The organism is Kitasatospora sp. NPDC091335 (assembly GCF_044757205.1).
Taxonomy (GTDB): domain Bacteria; phylum Actinomycetota; class Actinomycetes; order Streptomycetales; family Streptomycetaceae; genus Kitasatospora.
This window is the reverse complement of sequence record NZ_JBIVUM010000005.1, coordinates 399439-423033: the sequence shown is the minus strand read 5'-3', so window position 1 is coordinate 423033 and position 23595 is coordinate 399439. Positions and strand designations below refer to the sequence as shown.

Annotated in this window: 21 protein-coding genes and 1 pseudogene; 11 read left to right on the top strand and 11 right to left on the bottom strand. The window is 74.3% G+C overall.

Translation table 11 applies throughout. The features are described 5' to 3' along the window. The first annotated feature begins 25 nt into the window (after window positions 1-25). Together ACIQOW_RS15570 and ACIQOW_RS15565 are read left to right on the top strand one after the other, a co-directional pair. Window positions 26-757, top strand: a complete 732-nt coding sequence (locus ACIQOW_RS15570; RefSeq protein ID WP_401084448.1) for a TioE family transcriptional regulator — start codon at window positions 26-28, stop codon at window positions 755-757. Window positions 758-766: 9 nt separating this feature from the next. Continuing rightward, window positions 767-1273, top strand: a complete 507-nt coding sequence (locus tag ACIQOW_RS15565) for an SgcJ/EcaC family oxidoreductase (RefSeq protein WP_401084445.1) — start codon at window positions 767-769, stop codon at window positions 1271-1273. 322 nt (window positions 1274-1595) lie between these two features. On the opposite strand, the gene ACIQOW_RS15560 is transcribed toward ACIQOW_RS15565, so the two are convergent. Continuing rightward, the gene (locus ACIQOW_RS15560) at window positions 1596-2306 is read right to left on the bottom strand and encodes a ScbR family autoregulator-binding transcription factor (RefSeq protein WP_401084442.1); all 711 of its coding nucleotides are present in this window, start codon (window positions 2304-2306) and stop codon (window positions 1596-1598) included. A gap of 460 nt (window positions 2307-2766) precedes the next feature. Here ACIQOW_RS15560 and ACIQOW_RS15555 point away from each other — a divergent pair, with 460 nt between their 5' ends. The 3 genes and pseudogenes from ACIQOW_RS15555 (at window position 2767) to ACIQOW_RS15545 (ending at window position 5929) form a co-directional block, all read left to right on the top strand. Continuing rightward, on the top strand, window positions 2767-3777 hold the full coding sequence (locus ACIQOW_RS15555) for a ScbA/BarX family gamma-butyrolactone biosynthesis protein (protein ID WP_401084440.1): 1011 nt from the start codon (window positions 2767-2769) through the stop codon (window positions 3775-3777). Between the two features lie 343 nt (window positions 3778-4120). After that, entirely contained in the window at window positions 4121-4651 is a 531-nt protein-coding gene (locus ACIQOW_RS15550) for a DUF5959 family protein (protein ID WP_401084437.1), read from the top strand. A 554-nt stretch (window positions 4652-5205) separates the two neighbouring features. Beyond that, window positions 5206-5929 (top strand): annotated as a pseudogene (locus ACIQOW_RS15545) (response regulator). A 24-nt stretch (window positions 5930-5953) separates the two neighbouring features. On the opposite strand, the gene ACIQOW_RS15540 reads toward ACIQOW_RS15545, so the two are convergent. Then, window positions 5954-7315, bottom strand: a complete 1362-nt coding sequence (locus ACIQOW_RS15540) for a sensor histidine kinase (protein ID WP_401084435.1) — start codon at window positions 7313-7315, stop codon at window positions 5954-5956. A gap of 404 nt (window positions 7316-7719) precedes the next feature. Between ACIQOW_RS15540 and ACIQOW_RS15535 the strand changes: the two genes are divergently transcribed. Then, a complete protein-coding gene (locus ACIQOW_RS15535; RefSeq protein ID WP_401084432.1) occupies window positions 7720-8118 on the top strand; it encodes a hypothetical protein in 399 nt (132 codons plus the stop codon). 171 nt (window positions 8119-8289) lie between these two features. Continuing rightward, window positions 8290-8949, top strand: coding sequence for a transcriptional regulator (locus tag ACIQOW_RS15530; RefSeq protein ID WP_401084429.1), 660 nt, complete (start codon window positions 8290-8292; stop codon window positions 8947-8949). Window positions 8950-9042: 93 nt separating this feature from the next. Here ACIQOW_RS15530 and ACIQOW_RS15525 read toward each other — a convergent pair whose 3' ends face one another. After that, complete coding sequence (locus ACIQOW_RS15525; protein ID WP_401084426.1) at window positions 9043-9651, bottom strand: hypothetical protein; 609 nt, start codon at window positions 9649-9651, stop codon at window positions 9043-9045. Between the two features lie 163 nt (window positions 9652-9814). Then, window positions 9815-11038 (bottom strand): ROK family protein, encoded by a 1224-nt coding sequence (locus tag ACIQOW_RS15520; RefSeq protein WP_401084424.1) that lies wholly within the window; start codon window positions 11036-11038, stop codon window positions 9815-9817. Window positions 11039-11440: 402 nt separating this feature from the next. Here ACIQOW_RS15520 and ACIQOW_RS15515 point away from each other — a divergent pair, with 402 nt between their 5' ends. Then, window positions 11441-13237, top strand: coding sequence for a SpoIIE family protein phosphatase (locus tag ACIQOW_RS15515; protein ID WP_401084421.1), 1797 nt, complete (start codon window positions 11441-11443; stop codon window positions 13235-13237). A 33-nt stretch (window positions 13238-13270) separates the two neighbouring features. On the opposite strand, the gene ACIQOW_RS15510 is transcribed toward ACIQOW_RS15515, so the two are convergent. Next, window positions 13271-14509, bottom strand: a complete 1239-nt coding sequence (locus ACIQOW_RS15510; protein WP_401084419.1) for a trans-sulfuration enzyme family protein — start codon at window positions 14507-14509, stop codon at window positions 13271-13273. A gap of 161 nt (window positions 14510-14670) precedes the next feature. Further along, on the bottom strand, window positions 14671-15126 hold the full coding sequence (locus ACIQOW_RS15505) for a hypothetical protein (RefSeq protein WP_401084416.1): 456 nt from the start codon (window positions 15124-15126) through the stop codon (window positions 14671-14673). Window positions 15127-15349: 223 nt separating this feature from the next. On the opposite strand from ACIQOW_RS15505, the gene ACIQOW_RS15500 reads away from it, so the two are divergent. Further along, window positions 15350-17017 carry an LCP family protein gene (locus tag ACIQOW_RS15500; RefSeq protein WP_401084413.1) on the top strand — a complete coding sequence of 556 codons (1668 nt, stop codon included), beginning with the start codon at window positions 15350-15352 and terminating at the stop codon, window positions 17015-17017. A 94-nt stretch (window positions 17018-17111) separates the two neighbouring features. On the opposite strand, the gene ACIQOW_RS15495 is transcribed toward ACIQOW_RS15500, so the two are convergent. The 4 genes from ACIQOW_RS15495 to ACIQOW_RS15480 form a co-directional block, all read right to left on the bottom strand. Next, window positions 17112-17771 (bottom strand): zinc ribbon domain-containing protein, encoded by a 660-nt coding sequence (locus ACIQOW_RS15495; RefSeq protein WP_401084410.1) that lies wholly within the window; start codon window positions 17769-17771, stop codon window positions 17112-17114. 96 nt (window positions 17772-17867) lie between these two features. Beyond that, window positions 17868-18131 carry a hypothetical protein gene (locus tag ACIQOW_RS15490; RefSeq protein WP_401084408.1) on the bottom strand — a complete coding sequence of 88 codons (264 nt, stop codon included), beginning with the start codon at window positions 18129-18131 and terminating at the stop codon, window positions 17868-17870. A 213-nt stretch (window positions 18132-18344) separates the two neighbouring features. Further along, window positions 18345-19370 (bottom strand): signal peptidase I, encoded by a 1026-nt coding sequence (gene lepB / locus ACIQOW_RS15485; RefSeq protein WP_401084405.1) that lies wholly within the window; start codon window positions 19368-19370, stop codon window positions 18345-18347. Between the two features lie 62 nt (window positions 19371-19432). Then, window positions 19433-20029, bottom strand: coding sequence for a helix-turn-helix domain-containing protein (locus ACIQOW_RS15480; protein ID WP_401084403.1), 597 nt, complete (start codon window positions 20027-20029; stop codon window positions 19433-19435). Window positions 20030-20125: 96 nt separating this feature from the next. On the opposite strand from ACIQOW_RS15480, the gene ACIQOW_RS15475 reads away from it, so the two are divergent. Continuing rightward, entirely contained in the window at window positions 20126-20479 is a 354-nt protein-coding gene (locus ACIQOW_RS15475; protein ID WP_401084400.1) for a hypothetical protein, read from the top strand. 27 nt (window positions 20480-20506) lie between these two features. Here ACIQOW_RS15475 and ACIQOW_RS15470 read toward each other — a convergent pair whose 3' ends face one another. Beyond that, complete coding sequence (locus tag ACIQOW_RS15470) at window positions 20507-21670, bottom strand: magnesium and cobalt transport protein CorA (protein WP_401084398.1); 1164 nt, start codon at window positions 21668-21670, stop codon at window positions 20507-20509. Between the two features lie 562 nt (window positions 21671-22232). Between ACIQOW_RS15470 and ACIQOW_RS15465 the strand changes: the two genes are divergently transcribed. Then, the gene (locus tag ACIQOW_RS15465; protein ID WP_401084396.1) at window positions 22233-23567 is read left to right on the top strand and encodes an NAD(P)/FAD-dependent oxidoreductase; all 1335 of its coding nucleotides are present in this window, start codon (window positions 22233-22235) and stop codon (window positions 23565-23567) included. The last annotated feature ends 28 nt before the right edge of the window (window positions 23568-23595 follow it).

The following is a 23595-nucleotide window of genomic DNA, read 5'->3' as shown; positions in this document are numbered from 1 at the left end:
GGTCGCCCCGGGACGGGAGACGATCATGAGACCCGCCGACCTCGCGCGCGAACACGGCATCTCGACCCAGGCGATCCGCAACTACGAACGCGACGGCTTCCTCCCGCCCGCCGAACGCACACCCACCGGGTACCGCATCTACACCGGGCTGCACGCCTCCGCCCTGCGCGCCTACCTGGCCCTCGTCCCGGCGTACGGGCATCCGGCCGCGGGTTCGGTGATGACCGCCGTCCATAGCGACCGGCTCGGCGACGCCCTCGCCGAACTCGACCTGGGGCACTCCCAGTTGCTGCGTGACCGGGAGACCCTCAGCGCGGTCCGCGAGGCCGTCGGACACCTGGCCGACGGCGCCGCCGGAACGTCCCTTCCCGCACTGCCCGGCCCCCGCAGCGTCGGCGAGGTCGCGCACCGGCTCGGCGTCACCCCCGCGACCCTGCGCGCCTGGGAGGCCGCCGGCATCCTGACCCCCGCCCGGGACCGCGCCACCGGCCACCGCCGCTACCTCCCCGCCGACGTCCGGGACGCCGAACTCGCCCATCTGCTCCGCCGGGGCGGCTACCTGCTGGACCACATCGCCACCGTGCTCCGGCAGATCCGCACGGCGGGCGGCACCGGCGAACTGTCCGCCGCCCTCGATAGCTGGCAGCAGCGCCTCACCAGCCGCGGCCTGGCGATGCTCACCGCCTCGGCCCGCCTCGACGACTACCTGTCGCTGCGCCCCGTGCCGCCCGGACGTCTTGACCTCAAGGCCACTTGAGGGCCCAGGATGATCCGCATGAACACCCGAGCCACAGCCGCCGAGCCCGCAGTCCCCGAGCCCGCAGTCCCCGAGCCCACAGTCCCCGAACCCCCAGCGGCCGAGCCCACGGACGCCAGGAACACGCACACCGAGGACGCGGACATCGTGGCCATCGAACGCGTGGTGGCCGCCGTCGAACACGCCCAGCGCACCAAGGACCCGGACGCCTTCCTCGCCCTGTTTCACCCCGAGGCCGTCTGGACGACCGCCCACGGAAAGGTCCTCCTCGGCCTGGACGCGATCGCCGAGTTCACCCGCGCCGTGCTGCCCGCCGCGAACTGGGACGGCCAGGTCACCTACGAACCGGTGCACATCCGGTTCCTCCGCCCCGACGTGGCCGCCGTCAAGGTCCGGCAGGTCTACCACTCGCCGCAGGGCGGTTCGGAGGGCGCCCCGCTGTACGTCATGACCAGGCAGCGCGACGGACGGTGGCTGCTGCACGCCTGCCAGAACACCGGCGTACTCGCCGACTGACGGCTCGTCGCATATCTTCGACCGGGCGCGCCGTCGGCAAGTGCGCCGGGCTGCTCCTGGTCAGGCCGTTCGGGACCGGCGAGCAGGATGGAGCGCTGCAACCGGCGCAGCATGGTGGACGGCCGGGCGGGCGCTCCGCTGCTCAGCGTCCGCGTGGGTCCGCCGGAAGGCCGGTGGAGCACCCGATGCCAATCCAAAACAGGACAGACGGTTTGTCACTACAAAACCGAACGCACTGTTTGTTATCGGGCGGAGCAGTCCCTTCCAGCCCGAGACCCGGACCTGCCGACCCGGCATCGAACGGCGCCCGACGACGCCGGCCTCAGGCCGGGCCGGCTCCGCCCGCGTCCGCTCCGGCCGCCTCACCCGCACCGGCCTCCACCGCCCCCGCGGCCCGGGCCGCCGCCAGTTCCGCGAGCACCCGGCCGCCCCGGTCCACCCCGAGGTCGAGCGTGGCCAGCACCCCGGGCACCGCGATACTCGGCATCAGGTGCTGGTACATCACGGCGATCCGACGCTCCAGATCCATCCGGCCGGACATCTTCTGGGACTGGATCTGCACGCCCGTCCAGGCCCCGGTGACCAGCCACGCCGTCTCGGCGGGCACCACGTGGGGCAGCAACTCCCCACACCGGCCCGCGGTTTCCAGCACGATCTCGGTCCGCTGGATCCAGCCGGGCGCCGCGCCACCGCTGAAGTCGCCGAACACGTCCTGGCCGAGGGAGAGCCGCGCGCCCGCACTCAGCACCGGGTCGCGCGGCATCAGATGGGCGACCGCCATCCCGAGGTCCACGAACTCCTGGAGCTTGCAGTGCCGTTCGGGGATCTCGTCGCGGCCGAACTGCTCGTCGACGATGCCCTGGGCGAGTTCCCGCTTGGACGCGAAGTGGAAGTACACCGCGCCGCGCGTCACTCCGGCCCTGGCCACCACCTCGCCGATCGTCGCCCCCTCGTACCCGTACTCGTCGAAGACCGACGCCGCCGCCTCCAGGATCAGCCGACGCGTCCGGACCGCCCGCTCCTGCCGCACCACCGCAACCACCCCACCCGAAACGCTCGGCAAACAAAACCAAACACCCCGTATCTTAACTGCCGAGTCCTGCCGGATCCCTGCATCCCGGGTCACATAAGGCCGTCCTCAGGCGCACCAAAACCGCATGGACGGTCCGAGTCGAACAGATGACCTATGCCGCCCCGACAGCCTCCCCATCCGGAACGACAGTCCTCACTTCAGGCCGCCGCACCAACGAACCGCCCTGCAATAGCCATGAACCTGTCAAGTGTGTTCGATGACATCCCGCCTGGTCACGATGGTTCACCCCGAAGAGACGGCCGCGCGGCGACGAGCGATGCCCACCCACCGTGCCCACCCGACCACGCCCGGCCGATGACGAACCTTTGTTCTGGCTCCTTGAAAACCAAACCGGTAGGTACGTATCTTACGAGCCCTGAGCAGCCCACCCCGCCCGTCACGGTCCTTCGGAGCGCTCCCCATGACCCTGCTTGCCTTCCGCACGCCTGCCCCCGTCCTCGCCACCGTCCTCGCCACCGGCACGGACTCCGGGACGATTCCCGGCCCGGCCGCGGCAGCGGCCCCGGCACCCCGCCTGACCAGCACCGTCGCCAAGGAGTACGTCCACCGGGCCTGCCACGCCGAGGTCTTCCTCACCGGCAGCGAGCAACTGACCGACAGCACCTTCGCGGTCACCGCGCAGTGGCCGCGGGCACACACCTTCTTCGGCACCCCGGACGGCACCCGGCACGACCCGATCCAAGCTGCTGAAACGATCCGCCAAGCCGGGCTCTACCTCGCCCACACCCGGTTCGGTGTACCACTCGACCACAAGTTCATGATGTGGAACCTCGACTACACCACCCGGCCGCGCCAGCTGCTGATCGGCGCGGAGCCGACCGACCTCACGCTGGAGGTCCGGCTCAGCGCCGAGCCCCGCCGCACCCGCACCACGGTCGACTTCACCCTCGAAACCGTCGTCCGGCGCGGCCCCCACCTGGCCGGCACCGGGAACGCCCGCTTCACCACCATCCCGGACTCCACCTACCAGCGGCTGCGCCGCGGACACCACGAGACCGGCCACCCGGCGGCGCCCGAGGAGATCGGCGAGCCGCTGCCGCCGGCCAGGGTCGGCCGGCTCCGCCCGTGCGACGTCGTGCTCACCCCGGCCGACGCGCCGGGCGCCTGGCACCTCACCCCCGACTTCTGGCACCCGATCCTCTTCGACCACGCCAACGACCACATCCCCGGCATGGTCCTGCTGGAGGCGGCCCGCCAGGCGACCAACGCGCTGACCAGCCCGGTCGCCGTCATGCCGACCGCCGCGGCCACCACCTTCCACCGGTACGCCGAGCACGACGCGCCCACCGTCATCACGGCGCGGCACACCCCGGGCGAGGACCCGGACGCCCTCACCACCACCGTGACCGGCCATCAGCACGGCGAGCCGATCTTCACCACCGTCCTCACCGGCCACCCGGAGCACCGCTGACCCGACCGGCCCGCGCGACGCCGCCGCCGCGCCGACCGGGCAGCCGGCACGGCCGGACGTTCCGCACGACCGCGGCAGCGCGCAGCAGCTCGTACACCCCGCGGTACGCCAGGACGGCCCGCCCGAGCCCCCGGTCCGGCGGGCCGTCCTGCATGTGCGCGACCCGGCCCGCTCTCGGGCGGGCGGTCCGCGTGCCGACGGACACCACCCGGCGGCGACCCCTCGCACCCACGGCTCGTGGGCCCGCCACGGCCGCAGACCGACCGCTCTCCCGGATTGGCTCCGGGGCGAACACCCGCGCGAGGATGTCAGCCCCTGGATCCGCTGCCAACAGGAGCACGCCGTGCGCGAAGCCGCTTCGCAGCAGAGCGAGTTGATCAGACTGACCGACCGCCCCGGCACCGACGACACCCCCGGCCGCGACGGGCGGACCGGTGGCCGGAGCGTCCGGGTGCGGGTACTCGGCCGGCACGCCCCCGGGTCCCTGCTCGGCCACGACTGGCTGGACTGCGAGATCACCGTCACCGCGGACTCGGTGCGCGGGCACTTCGTCACCCTGGTGACCGAACGCCATCTCGGGCAGTGGGAGACGGCCTTGGACCGGCTGGGGCGCGGATCCGCGGTCCGCTGGCTGGACGAGGAACACGGCCCCCAGCTGCGGATCGAACCCGGACGGCCCGGCGGGCTCCGGGTGACGGTCTCCGACGCGGAGGATTCGGGCGTCACGCTCCGGGTCGTACTCTCCTTCGCACCCGGCTGGCTGGACGAGCAGCGCACGCTGCTCACGCTCGTACGGGACGCCTACCCGTCCGAGGTGGTCGAGCTCTCCCCGGGCATCCACGCCTGGCGCGGAAAGCCGGTCGACGGGAGCTGATGCGCCGTCGGGTCTCCTGCTCCCGAGACCTCCCGACCCGCCGAGCGAGCGGTCGGCCAGGGCGAGGAGGAACCGCGGGAACGGGACGGTGACGGCACCACGCGGGACGAAGGCCGCGTCGAGCGCGCCGGCCGCGGTGGGCCCGAGGGGGCCATCGCGCCGAAGCATCCGCGGCGCGCAGCCGCCCGACGGCGGTGGCCGGTCCGGTGGACGACGGCGGCACCGTCAGCACCGCGACGGGGCCGGGCCGCCCGGTCCCGCCCCGGGTGGGGTGCATCGCGGCGGGGCAGGACCGCGCGCGAGGGTCCGGACAACGTGGTCCGGGTACGGACCGATGGCCCCAGAAGGTGCCCTGGCCGGGACCGTCCATCGGGTGCGGGCCGAGCCCGTAGTCGATGGTCTTCCTCGCCCACATCGAGGCCACCATCTGCCCGACCCCGCCGACCGGCTCGGGAGTGTCGCGGACGAACGAATGACGGATGGGCTGGGCCTCACCGCTCGCCATCCGCGCACCGGTGGGCTGCTGTCCGCCGCGCGGACCGGATACTGGCGGCATGATCGACAAGCAGCTCAGCGTCGTGCTCGCCGAGGACTCGGTGATCCTCAGGGACGGCATGGTCGAACTCCTCACCGCCCGTGGGTGCGCGGTGGTCGCCACCGCCGGGACGGCGCGCGAGCTGGTCGCCGCCGTGACCGAACACCGGCCCGACGTGGCCGTGGTGGACATCCGGATGCCGCCCACCCACACCGACGAGGGCATCCGGGCCGCGATCGAGATCCGGGCCGTGCTGCCCGAGGTCGGCATCCTGGTCTTCTCCCAGCACGTCGAAACCGCCTGGGCGGCCCGGCTGCTGGCCGACGGCGCCGCCGGCATCGGCTACCTGCTCAAGGAGCGGGTGGCCCGCACCTCCGAGTTCGTGGACGCCCTGCACCGGGTCGCCGCGGGCGGCACGGCCCTCGACCCGGAGATCGTCAACGGGTTGCTGCACGGCGGGCGGCGCGGCCGGGTGGACGCGCTGACCCCGCGCGAGCGGGAGGTGCTGGGAGTTGATGGCGCAGGGCCACTCCAGCCGCTCGATCGCCTCGCTCCTGACGGTGTCGGAGCGGGCGGTGGAGAAGCACGTGGCGGCGGTGTTCGGCAAGTTCGACCTGCCCGCGACCGACGCCGACAACCGGCGGGTCAAGGCCGTGCTCACCTACCTCGCGGAGAGCGGCGCCTCCTGGGCCGAAGCCTCGACGGCGTCGGCCGTGACCGCCCGCCATCGGCAGGCTGACTGACCGCCCGTCGAAGCCGAGTGCCCCTCACAACCGGCTGGGCAGCTCCGCGCTGACCACCGTCGGCCCGCCGGGCGGACTGTCCACCCACAGCACCCCGTCCACCGCCGCGAGCCGCTCGGCCAGGCCCGCCAGCCCGGTGCCCGCACCGATCGCGGCACCGCCGTGCCCGTCGTCGCGCACCGTCAGCCGGACCCTCCCGTCGGCCACGCTCGCGCTCAGCTCCGCCGACCGAGCGCCGCTGTGCTTGGCCACGTTGGTCAGCAGCTCGGCCGCGCAGAAGTAGACGGCCCGTTCGATCACCTCCTCCGGGCGCTCCCGCAGGTCCAGCCGTACGTCGACCGGTACCGGGGAGGTGGCGGTCAGCCCCGGCAGCGCCTGGGCCAACCCGCCGTCCAGCGCCACCGGGTGGATGCCCTTGGTCAGCCGGCTCAGACCGGTGACGGTGTCCTCGGTCTGGGCGCGGGCCCGGTCGACCAGGGCGCGCAGCCGCCGCAGGTCGGGCCCACCCGGACCTGTCTGCCCGGCCTCGCGCGCCGGATCACGGCCGGCCGCACCGCCGTGGACGGCGCCTTCGTGGACCGCGCCCCCGCGACGCGCGCCCCCGTGACCCGCGCCGTCCGCTGCCGACGTATCCTCTGCCGGCACGCTCTCGGCCAGCACGTCGTCGGCCAGCGACAGCGTGATGGCGAGCGCGATCAGCTGCGCCTGGGTGCCGTCGTGCAGGTCGCGTTCCAGGCGCCGCAGCCGATCGGTGTTCTCGGCCAGCAAGATGGCCCGGGCGTGCTCCAGCTGGCGCACCCGCTGCTGCGAGCGCGCCGGGCCGAGCAGCGTACGGGCCAGCGCGCGGTTCGCTCCCCCGAGCGCACGCAGCGCCGCGGGTACGGCGACCAGCACCACGAGGCCGATCGGGATCGCGCCCAGGTCCAGCAGACCGATCGACCTCGGTCCCGGCTCCATCATCCGTGCCCAGAGCGGGAAGCCCACCAGCCAGACGCCGCCGAGCGGCAGGGCGACCACGGCCAGGAGGCCGAGGACTCCGAGTGGCAGCCGCAGGAGGAGGTAGACCAGTGCCCGCCAGGCGACCGGATCGGTCAGCACCGCCCGGCCCCGGGCGAAGAGCCCGGACGGACGCGGCAGCGGCGGCGGTGCGGGCACCTCCTCCCCGAGCAGCCGCCCCACCAGCCACCGGTGCAGCCCACCGAGCCTCCTCGCCCCGGCCAGCGCTGCCACCACGAACGGCAGGCCCAGCACGGTGAGCGAGAGCAGCGCCCCCGCGTAGAGGACGGCGACGGCGTACACCCCGCCGAGCATCCCGAGTGGCAACCCGAGCACCGCAAAGGCCAGTTCACCACCGGGCACCGACCGGTACCGCCGCCGCTCAACCACCGTCCACCTCACCACTCATCTGCCGACCGGCTCCCAGCATCCACCAGACACCGCCGGAACCCGCAGGACCTCCGGGCTCCCCTGAGTCGCGGCGCCCGGCTCCCTCCCCGCTCTCTCCGCCCTGACCGCTCTGACCGCCCTGACCACCCTGACCACCCATCAGCGGACCGATCCGCCCGGTCCCGGGCGCTCCCGTCGTCGACCGCCTCGTCCCGTTCCTCTCGCCCTCGTCCTGTTCCTCTCACCCTCGCGCCCCGCCCACCGACTCCACCGCCGCACCCACTCGCCAGTATTTGACGGAACGTCACATTCCCTGTCGCGCAAAGGTTTTCCCAATCGTTCATACGGACTTCCGGAACCTCGGCACGGTGAACCGGCGTTGATACGGCGGGAGGGATAGAGACATGACAAGGAAGCCATACCGACTGGCCGCCACCGCACTCGCGGCGCTCCTCGCGGCCCCGTTGTTCACCGCGTGCAAGAACACCGACCAGGCCATCGACTGCGGAAAGTGGGCGATCACGCTCACCGGCGATGTCCAGGACCTCGCCGACTCGGCGGTCAACGTCGGTCAGCTGACCGACGAGAGCCGCCGCAAACAGACCATCGCGGCCCTGCACAAGGTCGTCGAGGACGCCAAGAAGATCCGCCACACCGGCGGGGACCAGACCTCCGAGGCCACCGACAGGCTCTCCAAGGCCGTCGACAACGCCATCGACAGCGTCTCCAAGGGCAAGGACACCAACCTCAAGCCGATCACCGACGCCGCCGCCGACGTCGGCAAGGCCTGCGCCGGATCCTGACGGCCCGGCACCGCGCCCGCTACTCCGCTCGCCCCGACTCCACCGCTCCCGGCCCGGCACCGACCCGGCCGGGAGCACAACCACCGCCCCGGGCCGCGGCCTGTCGCCACCGCCCCGGCCCCGCCGGACGGTAGGAATGGCACCGGACCGAACCGCACCCCGGAGGCACCGGTGAACCACCCGATCCTCGACCAGATCCAGGGCCTGCGCGCCGAGCTGGCACCCGGCGACACCGCGCCGGCGCTGGTCACCGCACTCGCCGACGGCACCGCGCCACGCTCCGCGACGGCCGAGCTGGCCGCCCAGCAGCAACGGATCATCCGCTCCGACCGCCGCAGTCTGCTGCTGCTCGCCGCCCGCTGCGCGGACCGGCCGGTCGGCGCCTGGTTCGCCGCCCTGGCCGACGGCGAGAGCGCCGCGCTGCGCACCCTGCCCGCGCTCGGCGCCGCCGTCGGCCTCGACCCGGGCGCGCTGGAATCCCGCCCGCCACTGCCCGGGTGCCAGGCCTACCCGCACTTCCTCGCCTGGCTCGCCCTGAACGGCGAGCCCGACGCCGTGGCCGTCGCCCTGGTCACCAACTTCACCGCATGGGGCGGCTACTGTGCCGCCATCGCGCACGCGCTGCGCCACCGGTACGGCCTCTCCGACGAGGCCTGCGCGTTCTTCGACTTCTTCGCCCAGCCCCCGGCCGAGCTGGAGCAGCAGGCGGCCGACGCGCTGGGACCGGACCGGCTGGACGAGCCGACCCTGGCCACCGCACGCGAGTACGGGCTGCTGCTCCAGGCCTACGAGCACCTGTTCTGGGACACCCTGGGCGTCATCGACGCCTGAGACCGGCAACCCCGGCGCTTCAGACCCCGGGCCGGGCCCCGCGCCGCCCGGCACCACTGGGCCCCTTAGGCCCCGGGCCCCGAGGCCGACGACTCAGGCCTGCCAGTGCGGCTTGCCGCTGACCATCCGGCAGTAGATCACCCGGCCACCGGCCTCGTGGGTGCTCTTGCCCAGGTCCGCGTTGCGGCAGAACTGCCCCGCCTCGTAGCAGTTGCCCGCGTTCGACCGGATCTCGCATCCGGCGCCGGCCGCCGCGGGGGGCTCCGGGTCGGTCGGCGGCTGGGCGGTGGTCACCTTCGGCTGCGGCGCCTTGGTGGCGGGCGGCTGCGGGTGACTGGTGGGCTGGGCCGGAGGTGCGACGGGCGGGGGCGTGACGACCGGCGCCGCGGGCGGAGGCGTGACCACCGGCGCCGCGGGCGGAGGCGTGACCACCGGCGCCGCGGGCGGAGGCGTGACCACCGGCGCCGCGGGCGCCGGAGCGGCCGGCGGGGTGCTGACCGGGGCCGGCGCGGCGGGCGTCGCCGGGGGCGCGGTGGCCGCGACCGACGCCGAGGTGGCGGCACCGGTCGGCGTGGCCGAGGCCGTGGCACCGCCGTCGGCCGCCGACGGGTCGCACCCGGTCAGGGCCAGGCCGACGGTGAGGACGAGTCCGGCGAATCCGGCCAGGCCGGCCCGACGGCGACCGGGTATCCGTGAAGGCATGGGAGGAGAACGCTCCGTTCCGTTTGGATGAGTCGTGCGATTCAAACAGGAATCGCACACGCACCGTCCACCGAACCCCCACTCGTTTGCAGATCGAGATCTTCCGGCCACCGGGCGCCGCCCTCGCCGACCGGCCAGCCGCACGACCGTCACCGGCCGGTCGTCAGCGCAGCCCCGCCGTCCGGCGCTCGAACACCTCGGGACGGGCGGTCTCCAGCGCCGTGGCGACCGCCCCGAGGAGCACCGCCTCCTCCCCCAGGAGACTGGGCGCGAGCACCGGACGCATCGGGGCCAGCCGGTGCAGGGCCTGCTCCAGCGGTTCCAGGAGCAGGTCCGCGCTGCTGCCGATCCCGCCGCCGAGCACCACCAGGTCCGGGTCCAGCAGGGCCGACAGCACGGCCACCGCGTAGGCGAGCCGCTCGGCCTCCCGCTCCACCGCCCGGACCGCCGCCGCCTCCCCGGCCCGGGCCCGCTCGAACACCTGCTTCGCCGTCAGCTGCCGGGCCGCGGACTCCCCCACCAGCCCGAAGTCCCTGGCCGAACGCACCACGGCGTCCGCGGCGGCCTCCTGCTCGACGGTCGCGGCAGACTCGCCGGCCCTGGCGGGCAGCGGGACCAGGCCGATCTCGCCCAACGCGCCGTGCGCACCGAGCAGCAGCTCGCCGTCCTTCACCACACCCAGCCCGAGCCCGGTGCCGACCAGCAGGTAGGCGAACATCCGACTGCCCCGCCCCGCCCCCAGGGTGTACTCGCCGAGCGCCGCCAGGTTGGCGTCGTTGGCCACCGAGACGGCCGTCCCCAGGCCCTCCCCTATCCGGTCGAACAGCCCCGGTCTGCCCCAGCCCGGCAGGCTGCTGGCGTAGCGCACCCCGCGCCGCTGCTCGTCCCAGACCCCCGGGGTGCCGATCACCGCGTGCACGATGTCCTCGGCGGCGAGGCCCGCCTCGGCGGTCGCCTCGTGCGCGGCGGCCACCACGGCGTCCGCGACGGCGTTCGCCGAACGGCCCCGGTTGGCCACGTCCCTGCGGGCGACCACCCGCCCGGCCAGGTCCGCCACCGCCACCCGCAGCCGGGCCCGGCCGATGTCCACGCCGAGCACGTGCCCCGCCGTCGGGTCGACCTCGTACCGCACGGCGGTGCGGCCGCGTTCGGGGGCCAGCCGCCCGGCCTCCCGGACCAGGCCGCCCCGCTCCAGCTCGGCCAGCGCGGCCGAGACGGTCGGCTTGGACAGTCCGGTGTCCCTGGCCAGCTGGGCGCGCGAGGAGCCGCCGCCGGTGCGCAGCAGCTCCAGCAGCAGCCACTCGTTGTTGCTGCGCAGCCGCCGCCGGTTCCACGGCACCCCTGGGGCCCCGGCCGCCGGGCGACTGGTCGGCTGGTGGGGGCTCATCGGGATTCCTCCGGTCTGTCCTTCGGGCGCGGGCGCGGACCGGGTCGGTGGGGCCGGGTGGGCCCGGTCCGGCCCGCGGCGTCCGGGGTCGGGCGCCGCCGCCCAAGTATGACCGGTGATCATCCGGCATTCGCCCGCCGTCCCCGCACGGCCGGTGGACACCCCGTGGACCTGGGGTGGACGGCCCGTGGACGGTCCGTGGACGATCCTCGCCGTCAATCCTCGTCGGCCGCACGGGACTCCGCGCCGCGGAAGCCATGCCGAGGCGACGCCGGGACAGGGACGTCACGCCGAGGACGCCGCGCCAGGAAGGCCGCGCGCTCCGTTACCGCACCGTCTCCGCCCAGTCAACGTTTCGCCCGCTTGTGGGCGCGCCGCGCCCGGGCGCGTGATCATGGGCTCATGCACTTCCGGCACGGCAACCGAGCAGAGGGCCCGCGGCCCGCGACACCGGACTCCCGGTCCCTGGCGGCGACCGCGGCGGCCCTCGCCGCGCGGCTCGGCGCGATCACCGGCGGTGACAGCGGCGACGACCCGGAGCGGCTCCGCGAGGTCCTCGCCGCCGCGCCCGTCGGCGTCGCGCTGCTCGACGAGCGGCTGCGCTGGCAGTACCTGAACGCCGCCTTCACCACGGCCACCGGCCTACGCCGCGCGGACCTGCTCGGCCGGGCCGCCGGGACCACCGCCTTCGCCGGCGCCGTCGGCATCCTGCGCCGGGTCCTCGCCGACGGACTGGCCCGCGAGCACGCCACCGGAGGCCAGGACGGCCCGGGGTCCCCGGTCCCGCCCGGTCTGCGGGTGCGCTACCGGGCGCTGCGGCGCTCCGGACGGACCACCGGGGTGGTCGTCGTCGTGCTGGACGACCCCGACCCGGCCCGCGAACAGCTGCGCGAGCTGGAGCAGGCCCGCGCCCGGCTCGCCCTGCTCGACGCCGCCGCCGAGCGGGTCGGCACCACCCTCGACGTCGGCACCACCGGCGCCGAACTCGCCGACTTCGCGGTGCCCCGGCTCGCCGAACTGGCCACCGTGGACGTGCTGCCGCCCGAGGCCGAACCCATGCGGACCGAACCCGTGCGGGCCGAAGCCGCCGAGGCCGAACCCGCCAGGACCGAACCCGCCCGGGCCGGCCAGGGCGCGCCCCAGCGGCTGCACCGCGCCGGCGCCCGGGCCGTGCCCGCGCTGGCCGCCGCCCTCGCCGAGCTGCCCCGGCCCGGTGAATCGATCCGCCACCGGGAGGGCTCGGCCGCCGCCCGCAGCCTGGCCGGCGGCATCGCCGTGCTCACCGAGCCCGGGCCCGAGGACGCCTGCCCGGCCGGGACGGCCTCACTGCTGGTCCTGCCGCTGGCCGCCAGGGGCCGACTGATCGGGCTGCTCACCCTCGGCCGCACCGCCGCCGTCCCGGCCTTCACCCCCGACGAGGCCGCCCTGCTCGGCGACCTCGCCGCCCGCACCGCCACCACCCTCGACAACGCCCGCCGCTTCGCCCGCTCCCAGGGCATCGCCCTGGAACTCCAGCGGGCCCTGCTCAGCGAGCCCGGCAACCCGCACCAGAACCTCTCCCTCGCCTCCCGCTACCTGCCCTCCGGGAGCAGCACGGTGGTCGGCGGCGACTGGTTCGAGACGGTCCGGCTGCCGTTCGGGCGCACCCTGCTGGCCATGGGCGACGTCATGGGGCACGGCGTCGAGGCCGCCGTCGACATGAGCCACTACCGCTCCGCGCTGCGCGACCTGGCCGGGATGGACCTGCCCCCGCACCGGATCCTGCGCCGGCTGGACGACGTCATCGCGGCCGACGACTCCGCCCGCCCCGCGACCTGTCTGCTGGCCCTCGCCGACCCGGGCCGCGGCCGCTGGACCCTCTCCAGCGCGGGCCACCTGCCGCCGGCGCTGATCGCCCCCGGCCGGCCGACCAGGCTGCTGCGCGTCCCCACCGGCCCGCCGCTCGGCACCGGTCTCGGCGGCTACGAGCAGACCGTCCACCCGCTCCTCCCCGACCAGACCCTGATGCTCTACACCGACGGCCTGGTCGAGCGCCGGGCCGAGGACATCGACGTCTCCCTGGAACGGCTCGCGGCCCTGCGGCTGCCCGCCACCGGGGAACTCGACGACCTGCTCGACGCCGTCCTCCACTCCCTCGCCCCGCCCTCGGCCGCGGAGGACGACATCGCGCTGCTGGTGGCCCGTCCCCGGCAGCGCTGACGGGCCACCGGCCCGCGGGCACGTCCCCAGGACTCACACCTTCGCCAGCGCCCGCTCGATGTCGGCCCAGATGTCCTCCGGGTGCTCGATGCCCACCGACACCCGGACGGTGCCGGGGCCGATGCCGACCGCCGCCAACTCCTCGTCCGACAGCTGCCGGTGGGAGGTGCTGGCCGGGTGCAGCACCAGGGTGTGCACGTCGCCCAGGGACGGCGCCAGCGAGGCGAGCCGGACGGACTCGGTGAACGTCCCGGCCGCCTCGCGTCCGCCGGCCAGGTCGAAGGCGAGGACGCCGCCGTGGCCGTCGGGGAGCAGGCGGCGGGCGCGGTCGTGGTCGGGGTGGCCGGGCAGACCCGGGTAGTGGACGGCGGTGACCGCGGGGTGGGCGGCGAGCCGGCCGGCCAGGTCGAGCGCGGTCTCGCAGTGGCGTCGGACCCGCAGGGCGAGGGTCTGCATCCCGCGCAGGGCCAGCCAGGCGGCGAACGGGTCGGCGCAGGCGCCGAGTTCAAGGGAACGCCGCCAGACCCGCCGGTGCAGTTCCGGGTCGGCGAAGACGGCGATCCCGCCGAGGACGTCCGAGTGCCCGCCCAGGTACTTGGTCGCGGAGTGGATCACGATGTCCGCGCCGTGTTCGATCGGGCGGCACAGCAGCGGGGTCGCGAAGGTGTTGTCCACCACGCTCACCACTCCGGCCCGCTTGGCGACGGCGATCAGCCCGGGCAGGTCGGTGACCCGGGTGGTGGGGTTGGAGACGGTCTCCAGGAGCAGCACCCGGGTTCCGGGCCGCAGCGCCGCCGCCACCCCGGCGGGGTCGTCGCCGCTCACGTAGGTGACCTCGACGCCCCAGCGCTCGGTGAGGTCGGTCAGCGCGCCGACGGTGCCGCCGTACAGGCTGCGCTGGGCGATGACGTGGTCGCCGGCGCGCAGCAGGGCGAGCAGCGCGGTGCTGATCGCGCCCATGCCGGAGGCGGTGGCGAGCGCACCGGTGCCGCCCTCCAGTCCGGCGACGGCCTGCTCCCACGAGCGGACGGTGGGGTTGCCGAAGCGGTTGTAGAAGAAGGCGCCGTCCGGTCCGCCGTGGGCCTGGGTGAGCGCGTCGCCGGTGTCGAAGGCGAACAGGTGGCCCTGGTGCAGCGGCACGCCCAGCGGACGGCTGCCGGTGACCTCGGCGACCGGCGGGTGGACGACCCGGCTCTCGGGGCGCAGCCCGTCGTGCGTACGGTCCGCGCGGGGGGCCGGGTGCGGGGGCTCTGGGGAGTGGAAGTCGCTCATGGCGCTCATCCTCGGGCCGCCCCGGCGCCCCGGCCAGGGCCAATCGCCGCCGAGTGGCCCGTCCCGGGCGGTCGTTCCGGCTCCACCGCCCGGAGGGCGGCGGCGAACGCCCGGGTCGCGGCCGTGCACGGCAGTACTCGGAAGTACCCGGCCGTGGCGGGCTACTTGCGGCGGCCGAAGATCCGCTTGGTGGCGTAGACGATACCGACGATCAGCAGCACGAAGAGCAGGATGACCAGGATGACCACGACGATCAGGAACTTGCCCAGCTTGGCGAAGAAGCCTTTCTTCTTCTTCTCGTCCTTGGCCGCGAGGTGCGTGGCGTCGGTGGCCGCCGTGCCCGCGGCCTGAGCGTGCGTACCCGACGCCCGCGTACCCGACGCCCGCGTACCCGACGTGTCCGCACCCGCCGTGCCCGTAACCGACGTGCCCGTGCCCGTACCTGACACCCCCGTGCCCGACGTGCCCGCGCCCGACGCGCCCTGGTCCGCGGCGGCGGCCGCGACGGTCGGGGGTGCGGCCACCGCCGTCGCGGCCGGCGCCACGGCGGTGAGGCCGACGGCGGCCAGCAGCGCCACCAGGGTGCCGGCTATCGAACGTGCGATCCGATCAGTCATCGTGCTCCTCGTACTGGTCCGGAGCAGCGCGGACCCACCGGTCCGACCGAATTCTCATGGTCTGACCAGCTGGTTTTCTCATCCGCGCCTAGTATGCTCCACTGGCGTTCTACAGCGGTGTAAAAGTTTAGCGACGGGCCCTGCCCGGATCGGCCCCGGCCCCGGGCCCCGCGAGCCCACCGCTTCGACAGGGGCTCCCGTGGCAACTGTGGAGGATGACGACGTGTCTGGCCGCAAGGGTTCCCCCGAAGCCGGGATTTCGCCGCACCGCGCGGGCCGGCGCCGGGCCGAGGGCAGGAGAAGCGGCCGGAACCGGAACGCCGAGGACACCGCGAACTCCCAGGACACCGCGGGCATAGCGAACGGCCGTCCGGCGAGCCGGGCCAAGCGCAAGCCCAAGCGCAGCACCAAGGAGAAGGTGCTCTGGGCGACCGCCGGCTGCACGGCCCTCGCCGTCCTCGGCGGCGCCGCCCTCTACTACCGGCTGAACAGCAACATCAGCACCTTCGACGGCGACGCCCTCAGCAAGGACCGCCCGGAGGCCGCGGCCCCGGACGCCCAGGGCCGCACCCCGGTCAACGTGCTGCTGATCGGCTCGGACAACCGCGGCAACGGCAACAGCGACCTGGGCGGCGGCGGGGACGGCGGCGCCCGCTCGGACACCGCGATCCTGCTGCACGTCTACGCCGACCACAAGCACGCCGTCGGGATCTCCATCCCCCGCGACTCCCTGGTCACCATCCCGCCGTGCAAGCTCCCCGACGGCAAGTGGACCAAGGAGCAGACCAACGCGATGTTCAACAGCGCCTTCTCGGTCGGCGACACCGACCAGGGCAACCCGGCCTGCACCCAGAACGCCGTCGAGAAGCTGACCAACCTGCGCGTCGACCACACCATCGTGGTGGACTTCAACGGCTTCGCCTCGATGACCAAGGCGGTCGGCGGCGTCGAGGTCTGCCTGCCGAACGACATCCACGAGGGGGACCTCAACCCCAACCTCGGCCGCAAGGGAAAGCTGCTCTTCCCCAAGGGCAGGCAGAAGGTCGAGGGCCAGGCCGCGCTGGACTACGTGCGGGTCCGGCACGGCATCGGCGACGGCTCCGACATCGGCCGCACCAAGCGCCAGCAGGCCTTCCTCTCCTCCCTCATCAAGGAGGTCAAGTCCCGCGGCATGGACCCGACCACGCTGCTGCCGCTCGCCGACGCCGCCACCGGATCCCTGACCGTCGACCCCGGTCTCGGCTCGGCCGCCAAGCTGCTCTCCTTCGCCATGTCGCTCAAGGACGTGGACCTGCACGACGTCAAGTTCCTGACCGTGCCCTGGCGTTACGAGGGCCCGCGGGTCGCCCTGGTGCACCCCGACGTGGACCAGCTGTGGGCGGCCCTCAAGGCCGACCGCACCATCGACGGCCAGGACGCGAGCGTCCCGGCCGAGACCGGCTCCGCGGCTCCCGACACCGCGGCCACGCCCACGCCCACGCCGACCCCCACCCCGGACGCCGGGGCCGCCGCGGTCAAGGTCTCCGTGCTCAACAGCACCGGCGAGACCGGGCTCGGCAGCCGGGCCGCGGAGACCGTCAAGGGCGCCGGCTACACCGTCGCGAGCGTCGGCAACGCGGCCGGCAAGCCGCGCGGCACCACCGTCGTCGAGTACGGCACCGGCGAGCGCTCCGCCGCCGAGGCGGTCGCCAAGCTGTTCCCCGGCGCGACCGTGCAGCCCGGCGCCCGGGGTGTCAGTGTCGTCCTCGGCCACGACTTCGCCGCCGCCAACCCGGCCGCCACAACGGCTCCCAGCGGGTCCGCCGCCGCCCCCGCCCCGCTGCCCAGCAGCGTGAGCGGCGCCGCCCGCTCGGCCGACGACGACCCCTGCGCCAACCTCTCGTACGGCTGATCCGGCGGCGTCCCGCAGCACTGACGTGCGGCTCCGTACGCGCGACGGCGGGGTGGATCCGGAGCCGCCCCGCCGTCGCGCGCCCGAGGGGCTGTCAGCGCCTCGTCCCGCAGGACGGACAGAACGCGGCGCCGTCCGGAACGTCCTGGTGGCAGCCCGTGCACTGGGCCCGCTGGGCCAGCCGGAAGCCGCAGCCGGGGCAGAACGGCGTGCCGTGCGTCTCCGTCCGGCACTGCGGGCAGACCAGCTGCCGCGGCGTGCTGACGTCGTACCCGGCACCGGACTGCTGTCCGGACTTGAAGGCGCGTTCGGTGACCGCGTCGTTGAGGCCGCGGTGCTGCGCCGCCACCGCCTCGGTCGCGGTGTCCGGGGCACAGGCGTGGCACAGGCCCTGGGCCGGGTCGAAGCACCGGCCGCAGACGTAGTTGGTGCACCGGGCGCAGCGGTTGAAGTGCGTCTGGGCGTTGGTGATGGCCCGCTGGAACGCGGCGTCCCGCGAAGTGCCCCAGGTCTGGCCGGCCAGTCCGTCGGCGGCGTTGCCGATGGTGTTGGCGCTGCCCCCGATGAGGTTCCAGGCCGCGCCGACACCCTTGCCTATCCAGCCGGCCATCTGCCCGGTCCGGAACGGCTCGAACGGCGAGCGCCAGGTGTCCGAGCAGCGGTGGCAGGAGAACTCGAACTGGAAGCCCGCTCCGGTGCCGTGCTGCTCGCACAGGTCGCGGTGGTTGCTGCTGAAGTAGATCTCCGAAGTCACGTTCGTCCCCGGTCGGTGAATGGCCTTGTCAGCGGTTGCTCCCAGGGACGATAGGGCTCGTCGAACGGTTCCGCCAAGGGTGTTCGACCTGCCTGCTCAGAGCCCGGAGACCGGCAGCAGCAGCACCCTCGCCGGGTCGAAGCGCTGCCAGTCGCCGGCATGTCCGCCGCGGCCGATCCGCAGCCGGCACCAGGGCTGTCCCGCGGTGTCCTGCCACCAGCCGGTGATCCGGCCGAGCGCCCAGTCGCCGTCCCCGAGATCGACCTCCACCGGCTGGTAGACCCACCGGACGTCCCGGTCCACGGGCTCCGCCCCCGCCGGACCCGCGCCGTCCTCGGGCCCGCACTGACTCTTCATCACGGCTCCGCCTCCCGACCCGGACCCGGCCGCCCGGCCACCCACCCGGGGCGGCCGGGCGGCCGGGGTGCAGCTCACCTCGCGAACTCTACAGGCGTGTAGAGGAATGCGGGAGGAGTTCCGTCGAAGACGATCGACCCAGTCCGGTCCAGTACGGTCCAGTGCGGTGTAGTCCGGTCCGGTGCGGTCCGGTCGGGCCTCGGAGGTGAACCGGCCTCAGCGCCCCTTCCGCACCGAGTCCTCGCGGACCGACGCCGCGCGGGACGCCGCCCCGCGCACCGACCGCCGCCGCTGCCACAGCGCGAGCGGCACGATCCCGGCCAGCGCGGCCGCCTCCGGGGCCGGCGGCTCCTCGAAGGGCGCGCCCGCCGCGCCCGCCGCCGGGGCCGGCACCTTGTCGAAGGTGCCTGGGACCGGCAGGGTGGACCAGTCGGACAGCGGCCAGGCGACCACGAAGGCCCTGCCGACCACGTTGTCCACCGGCACGAAGCCGTCGCCGCCCTCGTTGTGGTGCCAGCGGGAGTCCCGCGAGTTGTTGCGGTGGTCGCCCATCACCCACAGCTTGCCCTTGGGCACGGTGACGGTGCCGACGGGGTCGTTGTCGCAGGGCGTCGAGCCGGGGAACAGGTACGGCTCGTCCAGCGCGACGCCGTTCACCTTCAGCGGCGCGCCCGCCTCGCAGTCGACGGTGTCCCCGCCGACCGCGATCACCCGCTTGATCAGGTCCTTCTCGTCCGCCGAGGGCATCAGGCCGACGGTGCTGAGCGCCTTCTGGACGGTGCCCATGACGGAGCCTCCGGAGTCGGTCGGCGTGCCCTCCAGCCAGCCGCCCGGATCGCGGAACACCACCACCTCGCCGCGTTCGGGCTTGGCGCCGAACCACGGGGTGAACTTGTCCACCAGCACCCGGTCGCCGATCGCGAGGGTCTGCTCCATCGAACCGGAGGGAATGGAGAAGGCCTGGACGAAGAAGGTCTTGATGCCGAGCGAGAGCACCAGCGCGACCACCAGCAGGATCGGCAGCTCCTGCCAGAACGGGCGCTTCTTCCGTGGGCGTTCGGCCTTCTCGGGCGTCTCGGGCGTCCCTACCGCCTCGGGCGTCCTGCCGGGAGCACCGGACTCCGCGTCCGCGCCTGCCACCACGACGGCGCCGGGGCCCGCCGTCACCCGGCCGTCCCCGGCCTCCTCGCGTTCCCCGGCTCCACCGCTCTCGCCGGACTCCGCACTCTGCTGCACGCTCATTCCTCGGCCCCTCCCGACGGCCTGGCGGGAGCCGGAACGAAGACCCCCTGTCAGGAACGAACCTACCGAACAGAGGTTCCCGGACGCGCCCTGACGTGGATGCGCTCGCCCTGCGGACCGAACAGGCTGAGGAACTCCACCGGCTGCGGGCCCGCGTTGCCGAAGGCGTGCGGGGTGCGGGTGTCGAACTCGGCGGCCTCACCGGCCGCCAGCTCCAGGTCGTGCGTGCCGAGCACCAGCCGCAGCCGCCCGGACAGCACGTACAGCCACTCGTACCCCTCGTGGACCTTCAGCTCCAGCTCGGGGCCGGTGTTCCGCCCCGGCGGCACGATGTGCTTGTAGGCGTGCAGCCCGCCCAGGTGACGGGTGAGCGGGACGATGGTCTGGCCGTTCCTGGTCACCGGGCGCGGGTGGATCCGCGGGTCACCGGTGGCCGGGGCGCCGACCAGTTCGTCAAGCGGCACCCGGTACTCCCGGGCCAGCGGCAGCAGCAGTTCCAGGGTCGGCTTGCGCTGCCCGGACTCCAGCCGGGACAGCGTGCTGAGCGAGATGCCGGTGGCGGCGGCCAGTTTGGCGAGCGTGGTGCCGCGCTCCCTGCGCAGCGCCCGCAGTCGCGGGCCCACCGTGGTGAGGACGTTCTCGAACTCTTCGTCGGCCATGCCTGCCATGTGCCGGTACGGCAAGGCCCGTTGTCAATCCGGCACGCGGGTGAGCCCCCGGCCGCCACGTCGGCGGGCGCGGCCTATTGTTCCGCCATGCGCATCCACCTCACCCGGGACAGCGTCGCGGCCGGCGACGACGCCGACGCCCCGCACGCCGAGACCGTCCCCCTCCCCGACGGCCTGGACGTCCCGGCGGCCCTCACCGCCCTCGGACTGCCCCGTCGCCGTCTCCCGTCGATCGGCGGCGGCCGCGCCACCTGGGTGGTGCGCGGCGCCGACGGCACCCCGCTGGCCGTTCTCGCCCAGCAGTGGCCGCGGCCCCGCCCGCTCCCGGCCGGTCAGGGCCCGCTCGCCCGCCTGGCCGGAGCCGACGGCGATGTCCGGCTGCACGTCGAGTACCGGCGCCAGGTGGATCCGGAGGCCGAGTACGGGCGGCTGCTCGGCTGACCGCACCCCAGCGGATCCGCCCGACCGTCAGAGCCAGTCGCGGCGCTTGAACACCAGGTAGAGCCCGGTGCACACCAGCGCCATCAGCCCGATCGCGAACGGGTAGCCGAAGGCCCACTTCAGCTCCGGCATGTCCTCGAAGTTCATCCCGTACACCGTGCCGATCAGCGTCGGCGCGAAGAGGATGGCCGCCCAGGAGGAGATCTTCTTGATCTCGTCGTTCTGCGCGTGCCCCGCCTCGGCGAGCTGCTTCATCTCCTCGTTCTGCCGCTGCGAGACCAGCGTCGCGTTGACGGTCAGGATGTTCTGGAGCATCTGCCGGAAGCCGTCCACCCGCTCCGCGGCGTAGGTGGCGTGGTCGGCGACGTCGCGCAGGTAGCGCTGGAGCTCCTCGTCGGTGCCGTACTTGCCGAAGCCCGCCTCCAGGCTCCTCATGATCTCCAGCAGCGGACGGGTCGCCCGCTGGAGCTCGATCACCTCGCGGGACAGCTCGTAGATGCGGCGGGAGACCTGCGGGTCACCGCCGAACACCTCGGTCTCGATCTCGTCGATGTCGTGCTGGAGACCGGCGATCACCGGCGCGTAGCCGTCCACCACGGCGTCCAGCACCGCGTACAGCACGGCCTCCGGGCCGAGTGCCAGCAGCTCGGGGTCGGCCTCCAGCCGGCGGCGCACCGCCGACAGGTCCGGGGCCTGGGAGTGCCGGACGGTGAGCACGAAGTCCGGGCCGACGAACAGGTGGATCTCGCCGAAGTCGACCTCCTCCGCCTCGTCCAGGTAGCGGGCCGCGCGCAGCACCACGAACAGGGTGTCCCCGTAGCGCTCCAGCTTCGGCCGCTGGTGGGCGACGATGGCGTCCTCGACGGCCAGCTCGTGCAGGTCGAACCGGTCCGCGGCCTCCAGCAGCTGGGCCTCCGCGGGCCGGAACAGGCCGATCCAGGCCATCGTGCCGGGGCGGTCGGGCAGCGTGCGGTAGATGTCGGCGAGGTCGGTGGGCGCGTCCGTCCGGCGGCCGTCCCGGTAGACGGCCGCCTCCACGACGGAACGTTCCAGCGTCACCTGCTCGACCGGCTGGTCCGGGCGCGGGTCCATCGAGTGCTCGGGGGCCGGCTGGGTGTCCGCGGGACGGACCACGGAACGGGAGAACGGACGCTTGCTCGCGCGCACGGCGCGCACACGCCAGTCGGACATGGCGGAGACCTCCACGGGGGATGCCCGGGCCGCCGTACGGAAACGGGACGGACCGGTGGCGCCCGGCCGGCCGCCACGCGCACGGCGCGACCGGCGGTGCCTCGCCGGGAGGACGAGGTCAGTGCCGCGCGGGAGCCGTACGGGAGGAGGTGTGCCGGGGGCCGCGAGTGGTGCGGGACAACCGGGGGCGGGGCCGACTTCGACCCGAGCTACTGCACTCCACGGCTCTCACCTCCTCGCCTCCGTGCGCCCACGCACCGGGAGAGGTGTCGGCGCAACCCCGCCGAGTCTAGCCCCCACGCGCCCCGCCCCCGCACCGGGCCCCCGCTCGGCCACCCGCCGGGCCGCTGCCGTCCTGCCGTTTCCGCAGCGGCATCGCACCGCCGTCGCGCTCCGCGGACCGGCCCGGCCGCGATCCCGGCCCACGGCCTCCTCGTCGGCCCCGCACCCCGGCCCCCGACCCGCATAGCGGTGCGCGGACGTCAACAGCCCTCTTCGGGTGGGGTGTTCGTCCTGGGCGAAGCGATCACGCGGAGCGCACCGCGCCACTACGCTACGTGTCATGACTACTTCGGAGAGGGCCCCCGGGCGGGGTACGGCGGTGGTGATCGGCGGCGGGCTCGCGGGGATGGCGGCCGCGTGGGCGCTGCGCGGTTTCGCCGAGCGGATCGTCGTGGTGGAGCGGGACCGCTACCCGGAGGGGGCGGAGTTCCGGGCCGGGGTGCCGCAGGGGCGGCACGCCCACCTGGTGCTGGAGGCCGGGCACCGGTTGCTGGAGGAGATGATGCCCGGCATCAAGCTGGAGCTGACGGCCGCGGGTGCGCAGCGGGTGGCGGCCTCGGACGTCAAGTGGCTCTGCTCCGCCGGGTGGCTGGCCGAGTACCCGGCGCAGGTGGCGTTCCTGTCCTGCACCCGGCCGCTGCTGGACGCGTTCGTGCTGGACCGGGTCCGCGCCCACCCCTCGATCGAGTTCCTGGAGGGCACGGACGTGGTCGGCCTGCTCGGCTCGGCGAGCGCGGTGACCGGGGTGAAGGTCCGCGATCGCGGCCAGGAGCTCGGCGAAGTCCGCGACATTCCAGCCGAGTTGGTGGTGGACGCGGCCGGCCGCTCGACCTCGGTGCCGAAGTGGCTCGCCGGACTCGGCTGCCGGCCGGTGCCCGAGGAGCGGGTGGACGCGGGCGTCGCCTACGCCTCCCGGCTGTTCCACCGGCCGGCCGGGGCCGACCTCGGGGAAAGGGCGGCCTACCTCCAGACCAAGGCCCCCGACAAGGCGCGGTTGGGCGTGCTGCTGCCGGTCGAGGGCGACCGCTGGATCGTCAGCCTCGCCGGGATGCGCGGGGCCGAACCGGCGGCCGGCGCGGAGGGCTTCGACGAGCACCTGCGCCGGCTGCGCGATCCGCTCCTGCACGAGATGCTGCGGGACGCCGAACCGGCGGGCCCGGTGCGCGGCTTCCTCCCCGGCGCGAGCGTGCGCCGGCACTACGAACGCGGCGGCCCGGACGGCCTGGTGGTGGTCGGTGATGCCGCGAGCACCTTCAACCCGGTGTACGGGCAGGGCGTCACCGTCGCCCTGTTCTGCGCCAGGGAGCTGCGCCGCTGCGTGAAGCGGCACGGCGGCATCGGGCCTGCCGCTGCCCGGGCGGCACGGTCCGCCGTCGCGGCGGCGTCCAGCATCCCGTGGATGATCTCCGGCACCGAGGACGCCCGCTTCGACGCCACCACCGGCGCGCCCTCCGGCGCCCTGGTCGGGATCCAGCACCGCTTCTTCGACAAGGTGCTGGCCGCCAGCACCCGGGACACCGCGGTCACGGCGGCGTTCCACGAGGTGATGTCCCTGGTGGCGCCGCCGTCGCTGTTGTTCCGGCCGTCGGTGCTCGGGGCGGTCCTGCGGAGCTGAGCCGCCGGGAGCACCCTCCCGGGCGGGG